Annotated in this window: 16 protein-coding genes; 6 read left to right on the top strand and 10 right to left on the bottom strand. The window is 37.3% G+C overall.

Annotation, left to right across the window (positions count from 1 at the left end):
- Positions 1-22 precede the first annotated feature (22 nt).
- Together hemE and hemG are read left to right on the top strand one after the other, a co-directional pair.
- A complete protein-coding gene (hemE, locus tag MRY82_07470; GenBank protein ID MCI5072759.1) occupies positions 23-1,072 on the top strand; it encodes a uroporphyrinogen decarboxylase in 1,050 nt (349 codons plus the stop codon).
- A gap of 5 nt (positions 1,073-1,077) precedes the next feature.
- Positions 1,078-2,469 (top strand): protoporphyrinogen oxidase, encoded by a 1,392-nt coding sequence (gene hemG / locus MRY82_07465; protein MCI5072758.1) that lies wholly within the window; start codon positions 1,078-1,080, stop codon positions 2,467-2,469.
- A gap of 32 nt (positions 2,470-2,501) precedes the next feature.
- Here hemG and MRY82_07460 read toward each other — a convergent pair whose 3' ends face one another.
- Both MRY82_07460 and MRY82_07455 read right to left on the bottom strand, forming a co-directional pair.
- Positions 2,502-3,752 carry a nucleoside:proton symporter gene (locus MRY82_07460; protein MCI5072757.1) on the bottom strand — a complete coding sequence of 417 codons (1,251 nt, stop codon included), beginning with the start codon at positions 3,750-3,752 and terminating at the stop codon, positions 2,502-2,504.
- 22 nt (positions 3,753-3,774) lie between these two features.
- The gene (locus MRY82_07455) at positions 3,775-4,185 is read right to left on the bottom strand and encodes a GNAT family N-acetyltransferase (GenBank protein ID MCI5072756.1); all 411 of its coding nucleotides are present in this window, start codon (positions 4,183-4,185) and stop codon (positions 3,775-3,777) included.
- Between the two features lie 33 nt (positions 4,186-4,218).
- On the opposite strand from MRY82_07455, the gene MRY82_07450 reads away from it, so the two are divergent.
- The 3 genes from MRY82_07450 to MRY82_07440 all read left to right on the top strand — a co-directional run bounded on the left by MRY82_07450 (position 4,219) and on the right by MRY82_07440 (position 6,365).
- Complete coding sequence (locus MRY82_07450; protein MCI5072755.1) at positions 4,219-4,773, top strand: CDP-alcohol phosphatidyltransferase family protein; 555 nt, start codon at positions 4,219-4,221, stop codon at positions 4,771-4,773.
- A gap of 119 nt (positions 4,774-4,892) precedes the next feature.
- A complete protein-coding gene (gene nadA, locus MRY82_07445) occupies positions 4,893-5,906 on the top strand; it encodes a quinolinate synthase NadA (GenBank protein ID MCI5072754.1) in 1,014 nt (337 codons plus the stop codon).
- A 42-nt stretch (positions 5,907-5,948) separates the two neighbouring features.
- Complete coding sequence (locus MRY82_07440; GenBank protein MCI5072753.1) at positions 5,949-6,365, top strand: hypothetical protein; 417 nt, start codon at positions 5,949-5,951, stop codon at positions 6,363-6,365.
- A gap of 72 nt (positions 6,366-6,437) precedes the next feature.
- Here the strand turns inward: MRY82_07440 and MRY82_07435 are convergent, their stop codons facing one another.
- The 8 genes from MRY82_07435 to MRY82_07400 form a co-directional block, all read right to left on the bottom strand.
- A complete protein-coding gene (locus MRY82_07435; GenBank protein ID MCI5072752.1) occupies positions 6,438-7,397 on the bottom strand; it encodes a nucleoside hydrolase in 960 nt (319 codons plus the stop codon).
- 1 nt (position 7,398) lies between these two features.
- On the bottom strand, positions 7,399-8,232 hold the full coding sequence (locus MRY82_07430) for a hypothetical protein (GenBank protein MCI5072751.1): 834 nt from the start codon (positions 8,230-8,232) through the stop codon (positions 7,399-7,401).
- On the bottom strand, positions 8,232-10,607 hold the full coding sequence (locus MRY82_07425) for a TonB-dependent receptor plug domain-containing protein (protein MCI5072750.1): 2,376 nt from the start codon (positions 10,605-10,607) through the stop codon (positions 8,232-8,234). Before MRY82_07425 ends, MRY82_07430 begins: the two co-directional genes overlap by 1 nt.
- 22 nt (positions 10,608-10,629) lie before the next feature.
- On the bottom strand, positions 10,630-11,292 hold the full coding sequence (locus tag MRY82_07420; GenBank protein MCI5072749.1) for a TonB family protein: 663 nt from the start codon (positions 11,290-11,292) through the stop codon (positions 10,630-10,632).
- A 2-nt stretch (positions 11,293-11,294) separates the two neighbouring features.
- The gene (locus MRY82_07415) at positions 11,295-11,702 is read right to left on the bottom strand and encodes a biopolymer transporter ExbD (protein ID MCI5072748.1); all 408 of its coding nucleotides are present in this window, start codon (positions 11,700-11,702) and stop codon (positions 11,295-11,297) included.
- A 6-nt stretch (positions 11,703-11,708) separates the two neighbouring features.
- Positions 11,709-12,290: a MotA/TolQ/ExbB proton channel family protein gene (locus MRY82_07410; GenBank protein ID MCI5072747.1), complete on the bottom strand. Its 582-nt coding sequence runs from the start codon at positions 12,288-12,290 to the stop codon at positions 11,709-11,711.
- A gap of 119 nt (positions 12,291-12,409) precedes the next feature.
- Positions 12,410-13,924, bottom strand: coding sequence for an FAD-binding oxidoreductase (locus MRY82_07405; GenBank protein ID MCI5072746.1), 1,515 nt, complete (start codon positions 13,922-13,924; stop codon positions 12,410-12,412).
- 19 nt (positions 13,925-13,943) lie between these two features.
- Positions 13,944-14,996: a DHH family phosphoesterase gene (locus tag MRY82_07400; GenBank protein MCI5072745.1), complete on the bottom strand. Its 1,053-nt coding sequence runs from the start codon at positions 14,994-14,996 to the stop codon at positions 13,944-13,946.
- A 139-nt stretch (positions 14,997-15,135) separates the two neighbouring features.
- Here MRY82_07400 and MRY82_07395 point away from each other — a divergent pair, with 139 nt between their 5' ends.
- Positions 15,136-16,794 carry an electron transfer flavoprotein-ubiquinone oxidoreductase gene (locus MRY82_07395; protein MCI5072744.1) on the top strand — a complete coding sequence of 553 codons (1,659 nt, stop codon included), beginning with the start codon at positions 15,136-15,138 and terminating at the stop codon, positions 16,792-16,794.
- Positions 16,795-16,798: the final 4 nt, after the last annotated feature.

Genomic DNA, 16,798 nt, shown 5'->3' with positions numbered 1-16,798 from the left:
AACTTCATGTTACATAGCGCACATGAGTAAAGAAATAGAACAATCTCCATTTATTCAAGCTTGTTTTGGTCAAGAAACGCCTTATACCCCAGTCTGGATCATGCGCCAGGCGGGTCGCTACCAAAAAGAGTACAGAGATATTCGTGCAAAGCACAGTTTTTTAGAATTGTGTAAATCTCCCGAGCTGGTCAGTGAGGTGACCTGTTTGGCTGTGGACATGCTCAATGTTGATGCAGCCATTATTTTTGCAGACATCTTACTCATTTTAGAGAGCTTGGGTTTTGATTTGGATTTTCTCAAAGGACATGGACCAACCATACACAACCCATTTCGTTTAGGATCAACGGTTGAACAGCTGGTTGAGCCTGATATTAAAAACAACCATGTTTACCTTGAACAAGCCGTTGCCCTGACCCGTAAAAATTTGCCTACGCATATTCCACTCATTGGTTTTGCAGGCAGTCCTTTTACGGTAGCCTCCTATGCCATTGAAGGTGGATCATCGAAGAACTTTGAGCACACCAAAAAGCTAATGCGCAGTGACCCTGAAACCTTTATTGCCTTGTTGGATCAACTTACTGAAGCCACCATAGACTACATGAAGTTGCAGTTGGATGCCGGCGCCAATGCAATTCAACTGTTTGACAGTTGGATTGGCGTTCTTTCTCCACAAGAAGCTCAAAACTTTGCTGTGCCTTTTGCCAAACAAATTTTTGATTTTGTAAAGATGTATGCCAAAAATGTGCCTACCATCTACTTTGGCGTTAACACCGCCCATTTAATTAAAAGTATGAAAGACGCTGGCTCAGATGTTATGGGCATTGATTTTAGAACTCCACTCAACACAATGAAACAAGATTTAAATCTAAAAGCAGTTCAAGGAAATCTAGACCCTGTCACCTTACTTTGTGATACGTCCGTTATAGAACATGAGCTAGATCATTTACTTTCAAGCATAAATAATCCAAATCAGGGGTATATCTTTAACCTGGGGCATGGGATTTTACCCAATACGCCCGTTGAACATGCACAGTTTTTAGTTAAGCAAGTTCATCAAAAAACAAAGAGGTAAGCTTCATGTCAAAACCTGATGCACATAAAACTCAAACATTAATTGTTGGTGGTGGTTTATCAGGTTTAAGTTATGCCTATTATTTAAAAAAGAAAAAACCTAAACATGAAATCACTCTTTTAGAAAAAAATTCTCGTTTGGGCGGTCTTATCTATACAGATACCGTAGATACACCACTGGGACCTTGTACCCTTGAATATGGGCCAGACTCATTTTTACCTAAGACTTCTCATATTTTAGATCTAATTGATGATTTAGGTCTTAATGATCAACTCATCAACATTGATCCAAACTATCAACGCAGTTATATTTTGCATAAAGGACAACTGCAAGCTACACCGCTCGGCTTCTATTTGATTGCTCCTAAAAACATCACCGCTTTTTTAAAGTCGCCTTTACTCTCATGGTCAGGAAAGCTACGTGTGCTGGCTGAAGTTTTTATTTCTAAAGGCAAAGATAAAGATCCAAGCTTGGAAGATTTTGTTGTCCGTAGATTTGGTAAAGAACTGTTTGAAGTGATTGCACAAGGTATGGTTTCAGGCATCTACACATCTGACCCAAAAAAGCTCAGCTTAAAAGCCACCCTTCCCGTTTTTATTGAGCTTGAACAAAAATACGGTAGCGTTATTCTGGGCTTGCTCAAAAACAGCTTTACCAGTAAAAGCAGCGGCCCGCGTTACAATTTATTTTACAGTTTACAAAACGGCATGTCACAACTCATCCATGCTTTGGAAAAGTCTTTACTTGAGCAAGGTGTCCATATTCAAAAGAATTGCCTCATCAAAACTGTTGATAAAGATGAGCATGGCTATATCGTCACAGATCAAAACAACACCCAATATGCAACAAATACTCTGGTTATGGCCAACACTTTACAATCCTCTTCTCAATTGCTTGCACACTGTTCACCGAAATTATCTGATGCACTTCAATCAATTAGAACCGCTTCTTCTGCTATTGCGATATTGATTTACAAGAAATCTGATATTGAAAACCTTCCTAAAGCTGCCGGGTTTATCATTCCAGAAATAGAGCAAAGAAAAATTTTAGCCTGTTCTTTTTTGAATCATAAATTCCCCCAAAGATCACCACAAGACACAGTTGTTTGTAGAGTATTCATGGGTGGCATGAACAATGAATCTATTTTAAATCACAGTGATCAAGAGCTAATGCAACTTGCCCACGATGAACTGTCAGATATTTTAGGCATCAAGCAAGCAGCACTATTTCAAACACTCCAACGATGGCCCAGAGCCATGCCACAGTATGAAATTGGTCATGCTGAAAAAAACACTAGCATTGACAAACTGAATAAGTCTCACCCAAATATAGTTCTGTTGGGCAATCATCGTAATGGCGTTGGTTTATCGGATGTGATTAAACAACATTTCGTATAAGTACAAGCCGAATACAGTTTTTATGTAGCAAGCTATAAAAAAATAGCCATAATGGCTCCAGTGCTCATGGTACTAAGAGTACCTGCTACAATTGATTTAGGTGCTAAACTTAAAACCCTATGTTTTTTGTCAGCAAAAATTTGAGCCAAGCCCGCGGTTAAAATACCCAAACTACCCAAGTTGGCAAAACCACACAAGGCATAAGTTAAAATAACATAAGATGTTTTACTTAAACTATTAGCAGGTAAGGTTGCCATTTGTGTAAACGCTACAAACTCATTGAGTAACAATTTGTTCGCCATCAATAATGCTGCCTGCCAACACTCTGAAACTGGAATCCCCATCAACCAACATAAGGGATAAAATAGATACGCTAATATGGTTTCTAAGCTTATATTGATCCCAATAACACCAAACAATGACAACGCTGCATCAACAATATGAATGCAAGCAAAAAATGTGACGATCACCGCTACAATATAAAACACCATATGAATACCTTCAATACAGCCTTCTACCAATGCTTCTAAGGCAGAGTTAGTCGTTGTTTCTATTTTTATATCAGAATTATTTTTTTCTTCTGTTTCCTCATACGGCACCATAATCAATGCAAACATAATGGCTGCTGGCAGGCTCATCAAAGAAGCCGTAATAATATGGCCGGTAGGATTATCAACAATACTTTGTAAAACATTGGCATACAAAACCATCACCGTACCAGAGATGGTAGACATGCATGCTGTGAACATAATAAAAAGCTGGGCTCTAGACATTTTTAATAAGTAGTGTCTTAACAACAAAGGGGTTTCTATAATGCCAAAAAAGAAACTGGATGCTACGGCAAAACAACTTAAAGCATCTATTTTTAAAATTTTTTCAATACTTAATGATAAACCATGAATTATTTTTTGTAATACTCCCCAATGAAACAAAACTCTTGATAAAGCGGACACCACCATGACTATAGGCAATACAGAGAATGCAATAATGAATGAGCTTTTACCTTCTTGTATAACAAAAGGCACATCTCCCCCAGCCAAGTAACCAAACATAAATGAACTGCCTTTTTGAGTGGCAGCATCAATCAGCAGCACTCCTTTATTTAACCCTAAGAGAATACTTTGTAACCAACTAGAACCCTGTAAAATAAAAGCCATAAAAAGTTGTAAGCTTATACATGTTACAATCAGCTTCCATGCTAGAGCTTTTTTCTTATTCTCACTCAATGCAAATGCAATAAAAATAAAAGTTAAAATACCTATGATTGCTTGTACTTTATTCATTATACCCTCTTGTATTTATTTCTTACGAACGTTGCAATTTCATGCCTATAGATTGTTCAGACACAACAAAACCAAACTTTTGATAGAGATAATCAACATCTGCAAACAGAGTCACAAAACATGACTTGGGGATGTTTTTATAAATATAGTCCATAATCTGTTGCATGATGACTTTGGATAAACCTTTTTTTTGATGCTCTGGATCTACCGCGATATCAGTTACTTGCACAAAGCATCCCCCATCGCCAACAATCCGGCCCATAGCAATCATTTTACCTTCATGAACAATTTGCACAGCATAAATGCTTCTGGGCAATGCTGTTTTAACACTTTCAAAATCTTTAGCACTCAAACCACATTTTATTCTTAAATCACAATAGTCTTGCGCTGTAGGAGTTTCATGTAAAACTTTATACTCATTGCTGTTCATCATTATGTTTATCCTATATAAGCTAACAGATACCTTATGATAGCTTATATTCCTAACACTTTAAGTCTTTTAAGAGTCCTTCTCTTTCCTGTTTTTATTTACTTTTATCATCATCAATCTTTTAATCTGGCCTTGATAGTTTTAGTTTTTTCAATGCTAAGTGATTTCTTTGATGGCTATCTAGCCAGAAAATACGATGTGTGCAGTGACTTAGGGGCTTTACTTGACCCCATTGCCGATAAAGCCTTTGCTTGTTTTTATTATAGCTTTTTGTACATCAATCATTTCATACCCTGGTGGCTTGCCTTCATTGTTTTAATCCGAAACTTTTCCCAATTGATGTCCGTTCCCATTTTATCCTGGTGGCTTAAGCGTTTATTTAAAGTTAAACCTAAACTTCTGCCCAAATATATTACGGCTGTGACCTTTATTTACATTTTAATCCCACTGTATGCCCCTGAAGCATTTTTAAATTCAATATACCATCAATGGATTCTTGTTTTAGTTGTTGTCGGAGAAATCAAAATTTTAATGGACTATATTCCAAGACTCCTTCAAATTGCGCTAAAAAAACACGATACCTTTGAATAAGTAGCCAAAGGTAGCCGGTTACTTTGGGTACCTTTGTTTGTGATGAGTTCCTATAGTAACCGGCTACCTTTAGGTACCTTTTGAGTTGACCTTTTGCCAATTAGAGCTATATTGGCCGCATGATTGAGTTAAAATACTTTGAAGATATTCCTTCCAAACAAGACATTGAGCAAACAGCTCTGTCCAGTCAGGACCTTATTGCTGAGATTGAGCGCTTAAAAAAAGAAAAAAACGCGCTTATTTTAGCTCACAATTATCAAAAACCAGAAATCCATGACATTGCCGATAAAATCGGAGATTCCTATGGCTTATCTAAAATGGCCACAGAAGTAGACTGTGACACCATTGTATTTTGTGGTGTACGTTTTATGGCTGAAACAGCTTATATTCTTAATCCAGATAAAACCGTATTATTACCTGAAACTGAAGCTGGCTGTGGATTGGCAGATGAAATAACCGGTGAACAGTTAAAGCAATGGAAAGCTGAAAACCCTGGCGCAGATACGGTGATGTATATCAATTGTAGTGCAGATGTTAAAGCTGAAGCGGATGTATGTTGCACCAGCTCCAATGCCCTGCATATTGTTGAGAACATGCCCAGCGACACCATACTCTTTGGTCCTGATGCAAATTTGGCTGACTGGGTCAGCAAAACCCTTAAAGCCAAGGGGTCCAATAAAAAAATCATTCCTTGGCAAGGCTACTGCCCTGTTCACAAAGCCGTTAGCCTAGATATGCTTGAAAAAACCATTGAACTGCATCCTGATGCCGTCATTATTGTTCATCCTGAGTGTAATCCAGACGTGGTAGCCAAAGCTGATGCCGTTTTAAGCACCAGTCAAATGTTGGATTTTGTTAAAGACAGCCCTGAACAAAAATTTATCATTGGTACAGAAATTGGCTTGATTCAAAAAGCCCAAAAAATCTGCCCGGATAAAGAGATTCATCCTATTTATCAACATAAAAGCTGTGACCAATCCTGCGCATGTCCTTACATGAAAGTGACCAACCTCAACAGCGTTTTAGATTCATTAAAGCACGATCGTTTTAAAATAACCGTTGAAGAAGATGTGAGGTTGAAAGCCTTAAAATCTGTAGAAAAAATGCTTGAAATTGGCTTACCAAAACAGTGAATAGCTCAAAGCGTTGATTAATTTAATAAACAGAAACAGGGTATGATGAATAAAATTTTTTTAAGTTTAGTTTTAAGTTTAATGCTTGGTACAACATATGCTCAACACAATATATCTGAAGAAGTTAATAAATTAATGTCAATGTGTGATCAAGATCTTTTTAGTCTTGCGCAAATAGGTATTGGTCACCAATACAAAGAAGTTCATCCAACATTAGGTCCTAGTTTCCATTTTTCTTGTTACATTCAATTTATTAAATCCATACTCGGTAACCATTCTTACTATCAAGTTTCTGTTCGGTCAGAAGAACCTCAAAAATTTTATCTTTCAGACTACTATGAAAATAAAACTGAAATAGCACGTATTGTATCTACACCAAACACAGAAAATTTAGTGCTGTCGGATGCTTTAGATACCCTTAGGCACTATATTAATAGTGGAGCTTGTTATATCCAATAATTTTTTTTGCTTAATGCTTTCAAAGAAAACCATAGCAGCCTTAACCACTAGCTCTGTATATATTGATTTAACTTAGGCGTTTAATATCTGTAAAATATTGGTTTTTACTAATTCTGACTTGACCTCTACTGCTGCTATTATAGGTTGAATATTGGTCCAAGCATGTTTTTGACTACTATGCTTAGAGTTTTGGTCAAGAATGGTTTGTCCTGCACCTATACCTTCACTTAAAACCCTTGTTGCTCCTGTGATACAGTTAAACAGTTCTGGTTTTAAAAAGTACATCACAGCTGATGGATCATGGCACCTGCAACCTGCAATTTTCACCTTTTCTTTGTATGACTGGGAATAAAACTGACAAGCCTCATACAAATCATTGATAAATGGTTTTTTGATTGTTTTCATTTCATCAAAAAACACATCGTCCAATACAATTTTTTGGGTTACATCCAAACCGACCAAGTGCAAATTAAAGCCAGCAGATATAACTTTATCTGCTGCTAAAGGGTCACTCCAAAAATTAAACTCTGCCGCGGGTGTCGCATTGCCTTGCGTAAGCACCGCTCCTCCCATACACACCACTTGTTTAATTTTTTTAGGTAAGTCTGGATCTAACTCCAGAGCCATAGCAATATTGGTTAAAGCACCTAAGCTAATTAAATTTAATTCACCTTTCAATTCATTGGCCTTATTAACAATGTATTGGGCAGCCGTTAATGACGGTACAATATGATCTAGATTGATTTTTTTATTATGGATAATATTGCCCAAGCCATCTTTGGCATGAAACATACTGGAATCACGTTTTCCAGAAATACTTTTATCAAGTGGGCTTTGTGCACCTTGAATGACTTTAAAGGAATGATCAAAAAGTCCCGCAATGTAACAAGCATTTTGTGTGGTCTGTTCAATTCTAACATTACCAAAGACTGTGGTTAAGGCTAAAAGATCAATTGCTTTTGCTTCTTGTGCAACAGCAATGGCTAAAAAATCATCAATCCCTGGGTCTGTGTCAATAATAACTTTCTGCATATCAGTCTTTAAACATGATATCCGCGCCGCCACGATTATCTCTTAATATACCAAAAACAAACGGCTCTCCTGACACACTGTCATCCAGTGTAAACTCGTTATCTTGACCCGGCTCTGTTCTTGAAAAGCGCAACACTCCCCCAGAAACAAACCATGTCACCAAATAGTTTTCTGTTTGGTTTTGCAACGTTCCTTCAGTATCGTATTCTTGGTAATTTTCTGGTTCAAAACCTGTTTGAATCGTAAAACCAATTTCACTCCCATCATTGATCATCATCGAATCACTCCCATCAACCAAGATATCTTCAAAAGCTGGATTTTGATTGGGACTTGGATTGCTTGAAAGCTTAATGCGTTTGACAGATTTAATTTCAGCATCGCCAGCAGTAAAAACCATTGAAACGATATAGTCTACACCATTAAATTGTGTTTCTGCATCCAGCATGCTCAGCAAACCTGCAGGTATGGAAACATCAAAGCTATCCATGGCACCACTAAAGTATTGAGCACTTAAGGTGTTGGTATCAAAATCAGTATAGGCTATCTGCTGATAGGTAGGGTCACTGCTTTGACAGGTTGGCTCTACGCCCAAACCAATACCCGGATCTAAACAAGCAACAATATCCAATGATACCAATCTGCCTTGAGCATCAACATCGCTGATCCATGGGGTTAGTGTTACTGTATTATTTATACTGGCATCCACTTCTGGTTGATCTGCAATCACCGCCATTAATCTAAACTCGCCAAGATTAAAAAAATCTACTTCCACTCTTTCACACGAAAATAAAAAGCATAGTCCTAATAATAAGATATATAATTTATTTTGTTGCATTAAAATTCTCCTTTTATACCAAAGGTTGGCAATACTGGAATACCTGCTGCCACTTCTCTTGATGAATAGTCAAAACTGTAATCGTAATCAAAACCATTTTTACGGTTGGTTACATTTAAGATATCAATATACAAAGACATGATCCACTGATCAAAACGCCATTTTCTATCGGCTCTTAAATCCAGTTGAAACGTGTCAGGAACTCTTTCAGAGTTTTCAATACCTTCAATAGGAATGTAAATGTCATTATCTAAATCATAGTAAGCATCCACAATTGGTGTATGTCTTGCTCCAGAAACATAACGTAAACGTGCTGAAAGCTCCCAATTATTTAAGTACACCCGTGTACGCATATTAAAGTTATGACGTTGATCGCCATTGGTAGGTCTAAACTCTTCTCCCTCTTCTTTTCTTTCACTCCATAACAAAGTGTACGATAACGCCGACTCAAATTTTTTATGTTTATAATTTAGAGCCCACTGAGCACCTGCCGCATAGCCGTCTCCGCCATTGGTATACCTTAAAGGCTCAAGCACGCCATTGCGATCAATCAATTCATCGGTATCTACAACAACATTACTGATGTCTCTGTAAAACAGAGTCATATCCCCAAACAGCCCCGTTGTTTTATCAATACGCGTATCAAACAAAACACCCAAAGCGTAATGAATAGATTTTACATCTTTTAAATCCGGATTACCAAAAGAGGCTTCAACTTCAGGAGCTTGTGGTGTTTGATAATAAAAGCCACTGGCTGCACGTAAGGTCCAAATAGGATTTAATTTTTTTCTAATTTCCAAACGAGGTGAAATATGAAACTCATCGGTTAGCTCAGAATAATCAAAGCGCACATTGGGTGAAAATAACCATGTTTGATTTTCTGTACTAAGATTAAATCGTGTATAGGCTCCCAAATCCCAAAACTTTTCATCAATTGTTTTTGTAATTACATCTCTTAAGGCTTCCGGAACAGCATCACTTTCTGAGTTTTGAAATGTCCCTGAAGGAACACTTAAATCTGCCTTAAAATGCGTAAACTTAGTATCAAGACCCAAAACTGTATTGAATTGATCATGCCAATGATGTTGCCACTCCCCTCTTATGGTTGGAGCATAGTTGGTGGCATCAAAAAAAAAGTCATCCAACTCTTGATTAATAAAGTCTAAGCCATGTGCAGTTGATAGAGATACACTATTTTTTTCTCCATAACTGTACCGTATGCGAGGAATAAATCGGTAAAATGCTGTTTTAAAACTGATATCCCCTCTTAAGCTAGGGTCTTCGTTATCTTTAATTCTCAATCGTAAAACATCTTGCGCACCAAAACCTAAAACATCAAAGGTCCATTGTTCATTAATTTTCCATTGGTAATTGGCTTGCAAGTCAAAAAATTGAGGGACGGTATTAAACTGAACATTATCATCATCACCGGTAACCAAATTAAATACAGGTCCAATGTAACTTACCCGCCCTCCAAGCCAAAAACTATGCTTTTTATCTTTATCTAAAGGGCCTTGAACCAGAGCTCCAGCATTTAGAAGATCAACATAGGCCATACCATGCAATCTATCCAATTTAGGGTCTCGTGTTGTTAGATTAATATTACCACCAACGGTCCGCCCATATTCACTACCAAAACCGGCAGTTAATAAATCAACGGACTGAATTGACTCAGGAACAAAAACAGAAGAAAAACCCAAACTGTGAAATATCAATGGAATTTCATGGCCATTGACATAAAACCGTGTATCCTCAGGGTCTGCACCTTGTAAAATAATACCACCCTGGTCTGAGAAACCACTAAAGCCGGGTTCATTTTCTAAAGCAACAATTGGGTCACCTCTTGAACCAATGGCCTTAATAAACTTGTCCTGATCTATGGTTCTTTTTGAGCCATCTCTTTTATTGGCATCTGTCGTCACAACCATTCTATATACCTTGTCTTGGACAGGCTCTATATACAATGTAGTTGTGGTTTTTTTCCCTTGAGAAATGTTTTTATTAATATCGAGTCTTTTATATCCTGAAATGTTAACAACCCACGACCGGCTGCCACATACAATTGCCTCAAAAAATACTTGACCTTTTTCATCAGAAACTTCTTTGCGTCCTTCTGGAAGAAGGTACATATTCGACTTAACAAGTGGTTTTCTAGTTCCCTTTTCTTTCAATATAAATGTAGCTGAGCAGGACAAATCTTTAACTGTAACATTTTCGTTTGTAACATCATCATTGCTATTGGCTTTTTTTTCATCGCCCGATAAAAGTTTTTGCACAGTATTGTCGTTTTTTACAGTGTTTGTCAGATCAAGCTGTGAATCAACTTTAATATTTGGCTCAGTAATTTCTTGCGTAAAAATAAGCTGCGTTTGCATGAGAACTAAATAGAAGCACATTTTAGGAATTAATTTCAAACTCAATTTCATACCTTATCTCCACTGCTACAGGTTTTCCCGCTATTTTTGCAGGCTTAAATTTAAATTGTCTCATGGCCTCAATCGCTGCCTGACCTATCCCCATACCGGGATCGTCAACAAGCTTTACTAGCCTAACAATTCCTTTTTCGTCTATAAGAACATTCAGTTCAACTGTGGTTTCAAAGCCACTGTCTTTAGCCTTTTTTGGATATACCGGCGTAACTTTTTTAATAAGTATGGGCATCTGTGTCACCATGTATTCTGGTTTTGGCACAGGCAAGGGATCATCATTTTCTGCAATCTCATTATCTTGTTCTTTTAAAACTGTATTGCCTTTTTTAATGGATACCGTGTTATCGGCATTGGAACCTTCATCAAGTAAGGTGTCTTTTTGCAAACCAAACACCTCTTTTACCGGTTGTTCAAAGATGCGTTCTTGTTTTTCATTTTGTTTGACTGAGTTGACTTCTTGTTCTTCAATTTTGACAATTTTTTTATCACTGGAAATGGTTTTTTCGATGACTTCAAACTCAACTTTATCTAAAACAGGGACTCTCACCATACTTTGTAATACTACAAGAACAGTTACCGGCCCCACCAACAAAGCATGAAGCCATAATGATTTTTTTAAAGCTTCGCGCATTATTAGTCTTTTTTAATCACCTGAAAAGCAAATTGCGTAATCCCAGTTTGCCTTAAAACATCCATGGCTTTAACCACTGCCTCATGTTTTGAATCCAAGTCCGCTGCAAAAATAACTTGTACATTTTTGGACTCTTCAAACGCTTTTTGAGCTTGTTCATTGATTGTTTGTAAGGTCATCAATTTTCCATTAAGTAAGTATTGATTGTTGGCTGTAATACCCACAGACAAGGTTGTTTTTTGAATTGCATCTGCTGTCTGTGTTTGCGGCAAGTTAACCTCTAAGGCTTGCTGTACCATCATTGGAGCGGTTACCATAAAAATAACCAGCAACACCAAAACCACATCCACAAAAGGTGTAATGTTGATCTCAAACAAACCTTCATCATTGTCATTCACTTGCATTGCCATAAAAATTTACTCCTGTGAGTTTTGATAGGTATTCTTCATGGCCACAAGACGCTCTAAAACCATATTCATTTTTTGTTTGAAGTAGTTAAATGCAATCACGGCAGGAATAGCCACCAACAAACCTACTGCAGTCAGAATAAGGGCTTCAGCCAAAAGAAACATGATTTTATTGGTATTTTGTGAGTTAATGGATAAATCCCCAAAGGCATTGATGATACCCAAAACTGTTCCAAACAAACCTATAAACGGTGCTGTAGCCCCCAGAGTTCCTAAGACAGAAAGGCCTTTGTTCATAGTTGGCTTTTCTTGCAAGGTGAATGTTTCAAAGGCTTTTTCTATTTTCTGTTCTTGCTTTTCTTTAGCTATAAATGCATACGCTCTGTGCCAAAGTTTATCAGAAGTTTGCATGGTACTGTGATCTAAATTTTTTAATTCTTTATCCCAATTTGCCTTGGGTAAATCTTTTAAAATACGTGAAAAGTATTTTTTACGATCAAACATAATGGCAATTGACCAAACCGATAAACAAAGCAAAAGCAGCAGAACAAGTCTGGCTAACCATTCAACAATCAACATCCATACAGGCATATCTACTCCACTCTTTTATAATTTAAATACTTTTGCGCAAGCTACTTTTTATGAGCTGTAAAGAGACTTATACTTTAATCTCTATTAGTAAAAAATCCATAAATCTTCATCTTGCAGAGTTATTTATGGCTTTGTATATTATTCCATGGAGATTTCAAGTCTCTTAAGTTTTCTTTGCTTAATCTGTTGGGTCCAAAAACTTTGCCAGGATTAAATAGATTCATAGGGTCAAAATGTTGCTTTATTTGTTTATACAGAGGCATCAGCTCTTGTTGATATTGACTCACGTAGGGCGCTCTTAAGAAACCATCTCCATGTTCTCCTGATATACTTCCACTGTATTTATCCACTAAGGCATAAACATCTTGCATGAGCTGATTTAAATAAATGTCTATATTATCTTCTATTTTAATCCATGGATTAACATGCACGTGACCCATGCCAATATGTCCAAAAATAGGACCAGAACAGTCGTAGTTTTTTAAAATTTTTTTTAATTCAATGATATATTGTTCAAGCAGTTCTAGCGGAACAACGGTATCTTCAATACACCGTAAAGGTTTTCTATCTTTGTTAAGCTCATGCAAAATGGGTGATGCTTGCTTACGCATGGTCCAAAACTGCTTGATGTCATCATCATTGCTTGTTTCATAAACCGTATCCAAGTTTTTATTTTTTCTACTAAATAGACTTGGATCTGTTTCCCATTGCGCACATAAAAAAACATTGTTTTCATGCTCAATCATTGCTTTAAAAAAATTGTATTGTTTTGATAAAGCCTTTAAAATCCAAGAATCCAAAAGCTCTAAGGCATCGGGTTTATAGTCATTAAGGATAGCGCTAACGGTTGCTACAGCATCTTCAATAGTATTAAAACGAAAAATTTTTAAATTTTGCTCTGTAGGCAAAGAAACCGTTTTAAGTTGCAAGCGAGTCACAAAGCCCAAAGTGCCTTCTGTACCGGCAAAAAATTTTTCTATTGCTGGTGGTTCTTCTAGTAAGGCTGCAAAATTATAACCACTGGAGTTTTTTTTGACAGAACTTAATTTTATTTTGTTATGTAAAAAAAATTGCTGTACCTGTTGCACAAGGTTTGAAAAAAAACTGTCTTGAGATTGACTGTTAATTATTCTTAAATCGCTGCTTAATAAATCAAACGCCAACACATGGTCTTTGGTACTGCCATATTTAAGTCCTAATGGCCCAGCAGCATTACAAGCATACATACCGCCAAGCGTACAGTACTCCGATGATCCTGGGTCGGGGGCAAATTTTCTGGAATAGGATTTTAAATATTGGTTAAGTTTTTTCAAGGTAACACCAGGCTCTACCCAAACATAGTTATGACTTTCGTTTATCGGAAAAATTTGATTCATATATCGGCTACAATCAACAACCATCCCATCCCCTATTGATTGACCTGCTACACCTGATCCTGCTCCTCTGGGAGTTATATTGATCTTGTTTTTTTGACAAAACTCAATGATTGTCTGCAAATCTTGATGGTGTTTTGGGTAAGCAACCGCCTGAGGAGTCATTGAAAAAATAGATTGATCCAAGGCATAGTCTTGTAAGGTTTGCCCTTGCCAAAACAACTCACCATTTAATTTTTCCTTGAGTGGCCGCCAATCCATATCTTCACGCTTTATTCAATCATTGCTCTGGCTCAATAAGTTGAGACTGACTTTGATCAATTTTTTTTATTTTTTTAAGAAATTTTTCTTCAAGTTGTTGTTGTAACTCATGGATCTGCCAAGCTTCCATGCCTGGAGCAGCAATTTTACCACCGGCTATCAGCAAATGTCCGCCGCCGGTACCACCAAAACTTTTCATCAATGCTTTCATCAACTTTCCTGCATCTTTTCTGACATTGGTTGTTCTAATAGAACAGTGTAAATTCCCTTCATATTGACCTGTGCACAAGGCCCAACTGCAGCCTTCAGCTCTTAAAATCAAGTCTGCTACTTCAGGAACAATATCTGGAGAATCAACATCTGATAAATGACTGACCAATGCACTGCCCACCCAATGCGCTTTTTGCAAAGCGTAAACCAGATCTTTAAAATATTGTTCCGATACTCTTGGGTTAACAATTTTTGATAATAATTTTTTATTGGCCAGTGGAAACAGTTTTAAATAACTTTCAATATCAACCGCATAAGCTTCTCTACCCAAGTCTTGGGTTTCTGATTTAATTCCATACAGCAATGCTGTTGCTAAGCTTTGATCAATTTGTAAATCAAATTTGTCTAAATATTCACATAAAATGCTGGCTGTAGCTCCATAATCCAAACGAATATCCACAAATGGAACATCTTTGGTTGCTTTTATTTTAGGGTGATGATCAATCACCAAATCAGGAGTAATCCCATCCGGTAGCGCATTGTTACCGGTTGTCGGTTGCGTATCACACATGGCAATTTTATCGTATTTATCAAACTTAACTTTTTCAACCGGAACCAACTTTAACTTTAAGTATTTAACCATGTGTGCATTTTCAGCTCTACCAATAATACCACCATAGGCAATGGTGGTCTTTGCTTTACCCAATACTTGTGCAATTTGAGCTAAAGCCGCTGCACTTGAAATGGAGTCTGGATCAGGATGGTCGTGGGTTAAAATCAATAACTTTCCTCCTTGCGGAAAATCATCAAAAAAACGCTCTAAAACACTCAGTTCAATTTTTGGAAATGTGTTACTACTCACCCCCATTAACTATCCAATGCAAAACAAATATGCAAGTTGCGATCTTATCTAGCGTAAACTTATTTAAAAACGCATAAAAATATCCCTATTTTTGGCCTTTTACTGGTCACGCTTACTGATTCTATGTAAATTATGCCTCATGACAGATACAATACAGAGAGAAGTTTTAGAGGTTGATTTTTTATTTGTTGGTGCTGGCCCTGCCAGTCTTGCCGCGGCTATTCGCTTGGCGCAAAATATAAAAACTCATAATGAAAAAAATGGAAGCTCTCTTGAACCAATGATAGCCATCATTGAAAAAGCCGCTGAATTGGGTGGACATCAAGCTTCTGGTGCAGTATTTAACCCACAACCTTTAGCAGAGTTATTTCCTGATTTTCTTGAACAAAACTGTCCTGTTGAAGCTCCTGTTACTAAGGAGAGTGTTTACTTTCTTAAAGAGAAAGGCTCTATCAAATTTCCTATTATCCCCCCACAGATGCACAACAAAGGCAACTATGTTGCTTCCTTATCAAAATTAACCCGTTGGTTGGGTGAAAAAGCCACTGAACTGGGCATTAATATATTTAATGGCTTTACCGGTAATGAAGTTTTATATGAGAACAACAGAGTTGTAGGCGTTAGAACCAAAGACCAAGGCATCAATGCCAAAGGTGAACAAAAACCTAACTTTGAACCTGGTGTGGACATTAAAGCCAAATGTATTGTTTTTGGTGAAGGGGTTAGAGGCTATTTAACCAAACAATTGATTCCAAAATTAAACTTACAAAACAAGCAAAATCCACAAGTTTATGAAACTGCAGTTAAAGAAGTATGGCAGTGTAAACCAGGAACCGTCAAACCCGGTAGCGTGATTCATACTCTGGGCTATCCCTTGGATAGAAAAACGGTTGGGGGTACCTTCATTTATGGTTTTAAAAATGATGTTTTAACAATTGGTTTGGTTGTAGGTTTGGATTATCAAAACTCTCATATTGAACCCTACCAAGAGTTGCAACGCTTAAAAGCTCACCCTTTGATTGCAAAAATGATTGATGGTGGCAAACAATTATCTTACGGCGCCAAAGCCATTACTGCTGGTGGCTATTACTCCATGCCGCAACTCTATTTTGATGGTGGCTTACTTGTTGGCGAGTGTGGAGGTTTATTAGATATTGCCAAGCTTAAAGGCATTCATCACGGCATGCGTTCTGGAATATTGGCTGCGGATCAAATTTTCTCTTTGTACAAAGATGAGAAAGACTTTACAGCTGATCACTTAGCACCTTATCAAGAAGCTTATTTAAAAAGCAAAGAAGGTAAGGATTTGTATAAAGCCCGAAATTTCCACCAAGCTCTGGCAAAAGGTTTACCCGAAGCATTTTTACATATAGGTGTGCAACAAATCACGGGTGGTCGAGGCCTTATTGACCCTATGCCGTCTCATATTGATAGAGAATCATATTTGCCCATTGCCAAATCCCCTGCCATTGATTATTCCAAAAAAGAGCATCATGTTGATAAACTCACATCTATTTTTAATTCTGGAACCGTTCATGAAGAGGATCAACCTTCGCATTTAATCATTGGAGATACGTCTATCTGCTATGATCATTGTGATGATGAGTATGCAGCGCCTTGTAATCGTTTTTGTCCAGCCAACGTCTATGATTTACAAAAAGACGGCGACAATAAAAAAATGGTTTTAAACTTTACCAACTGCGTGCACTGCCAGACCTGTGACATCAACTGTCCAAAAGATAACATCACCTGGACCCCTCCCGAATCTGGCGGTGGCCCACGCTATGAAAACATGTAAGACT

The sequence above is a fragment of the bacterium genome (genome assembly GCA_022763185.1).
In the GTDB taxonomy this organism is placed as follows: Bacteria; Bdellovibrionota_G; JALEGL01; order JALEGL01; family JALEGL01; genus JALEGL01.
This window is presented reverse-complemented; position numbering and strand designations above follow the sequence as displayed.

Coding starts and splice junctions, on each gene's coding strand:
- hemE (MCI5072759.1), top strand. CDS start 23: ATGAGTAAAGAAATAGAACAATCTCCATTTATTCAAGCTTGTTTTGGT.
- hemG (MCI5072758.1), top strand. CDS start 1,078: ATGTCAAAACCTGATGCACATAAAACTCAAACATTAATTGTTGGTGGT.
- MRY82_07460 (MCI5072757.1), bottom strand. CDS start 3,752: ATGAATAAAGTACAAGCAATCATAGGTATTTTAACTTTTATTTTTATT.
- MRY82_07455 (MCI5072756.1), bottom strand. CDS start 4,185: ATGATGAACAGCAATGAGTATAAAGTTTTACATGAAACTCCTACAGCG.
- MRY82_07450 (MCI5072755.1), top strand. CDS start 4,219: ATGATAGCTTATATTCCTAACACTTTAAGTCTTTTAAGAGTCCTTCTC.
- nadA (MCI5072754.1), top strand. CDS start 4,893: ATGATTGAGTTAAAATACTTTGAAGATATTCCTTCCAAACAAGACATT.
- MRY82_07440 (MCI5072753.1), top strand. CDS start 5,949: ATGATGAATAAAATTTTTTTAAGTTTAGTTTTAAGTTTAATGCTTGGT.
- MRY82_07435 (MCI5072752.1), bottom strand. CDS start 7,397: ATGCAGAAAGTTATTATTGACACAGACCCAGGGATTGATGATTTTTTA.
- MRY82_07430 (MCI5072751.1), bottom strand. CDS start 8,232: ATGCAACAAAATAAATTATATATCTTATTATTAGGACTATGCTTTTTA.
- MRY82_07425 (MCI5072750.1), bottom strand. CDS start 10,607: ATGCAAACGCAGCTTATTTTTACGCAAGAAATTACTGAGCCAAATATT.
- MRY82_07420 (MCI5072749.1), bottom strand. CDS start 11,292: ATGCGCGAAGCTTTAAAAAAATCATTATGGCTTCATGCTTTGTTGGTG.
- MRY82_07415 (MCI5072748.1), bottom strand. CDS start 11,702: ATGGCAATGCAAGTGAATGACAATGATGAAGGTTTGTTTGAGATCAAC.
- MRY82_07410 (MCI5072747.1), bottom strand. CDS start 12,290: ATGCCTGTATGGATGTTGATTGTTGAATGGTTAGCCAGACTTGTTCTG.
- MRY82_07405 (MCI5072746.1), bottom strand. CDS start 13,924: ATGGATTGGCGGCCACTCAAGGAAAAATTAAATGGTGAGTTGTTTTGG.
- MRY82_07395 (MCI5072744.1), top strand. CDS start 15,136: ATGACAGATACAATACAGAGAGAAGTTTTAGAGGTTGATTTTTTATTT.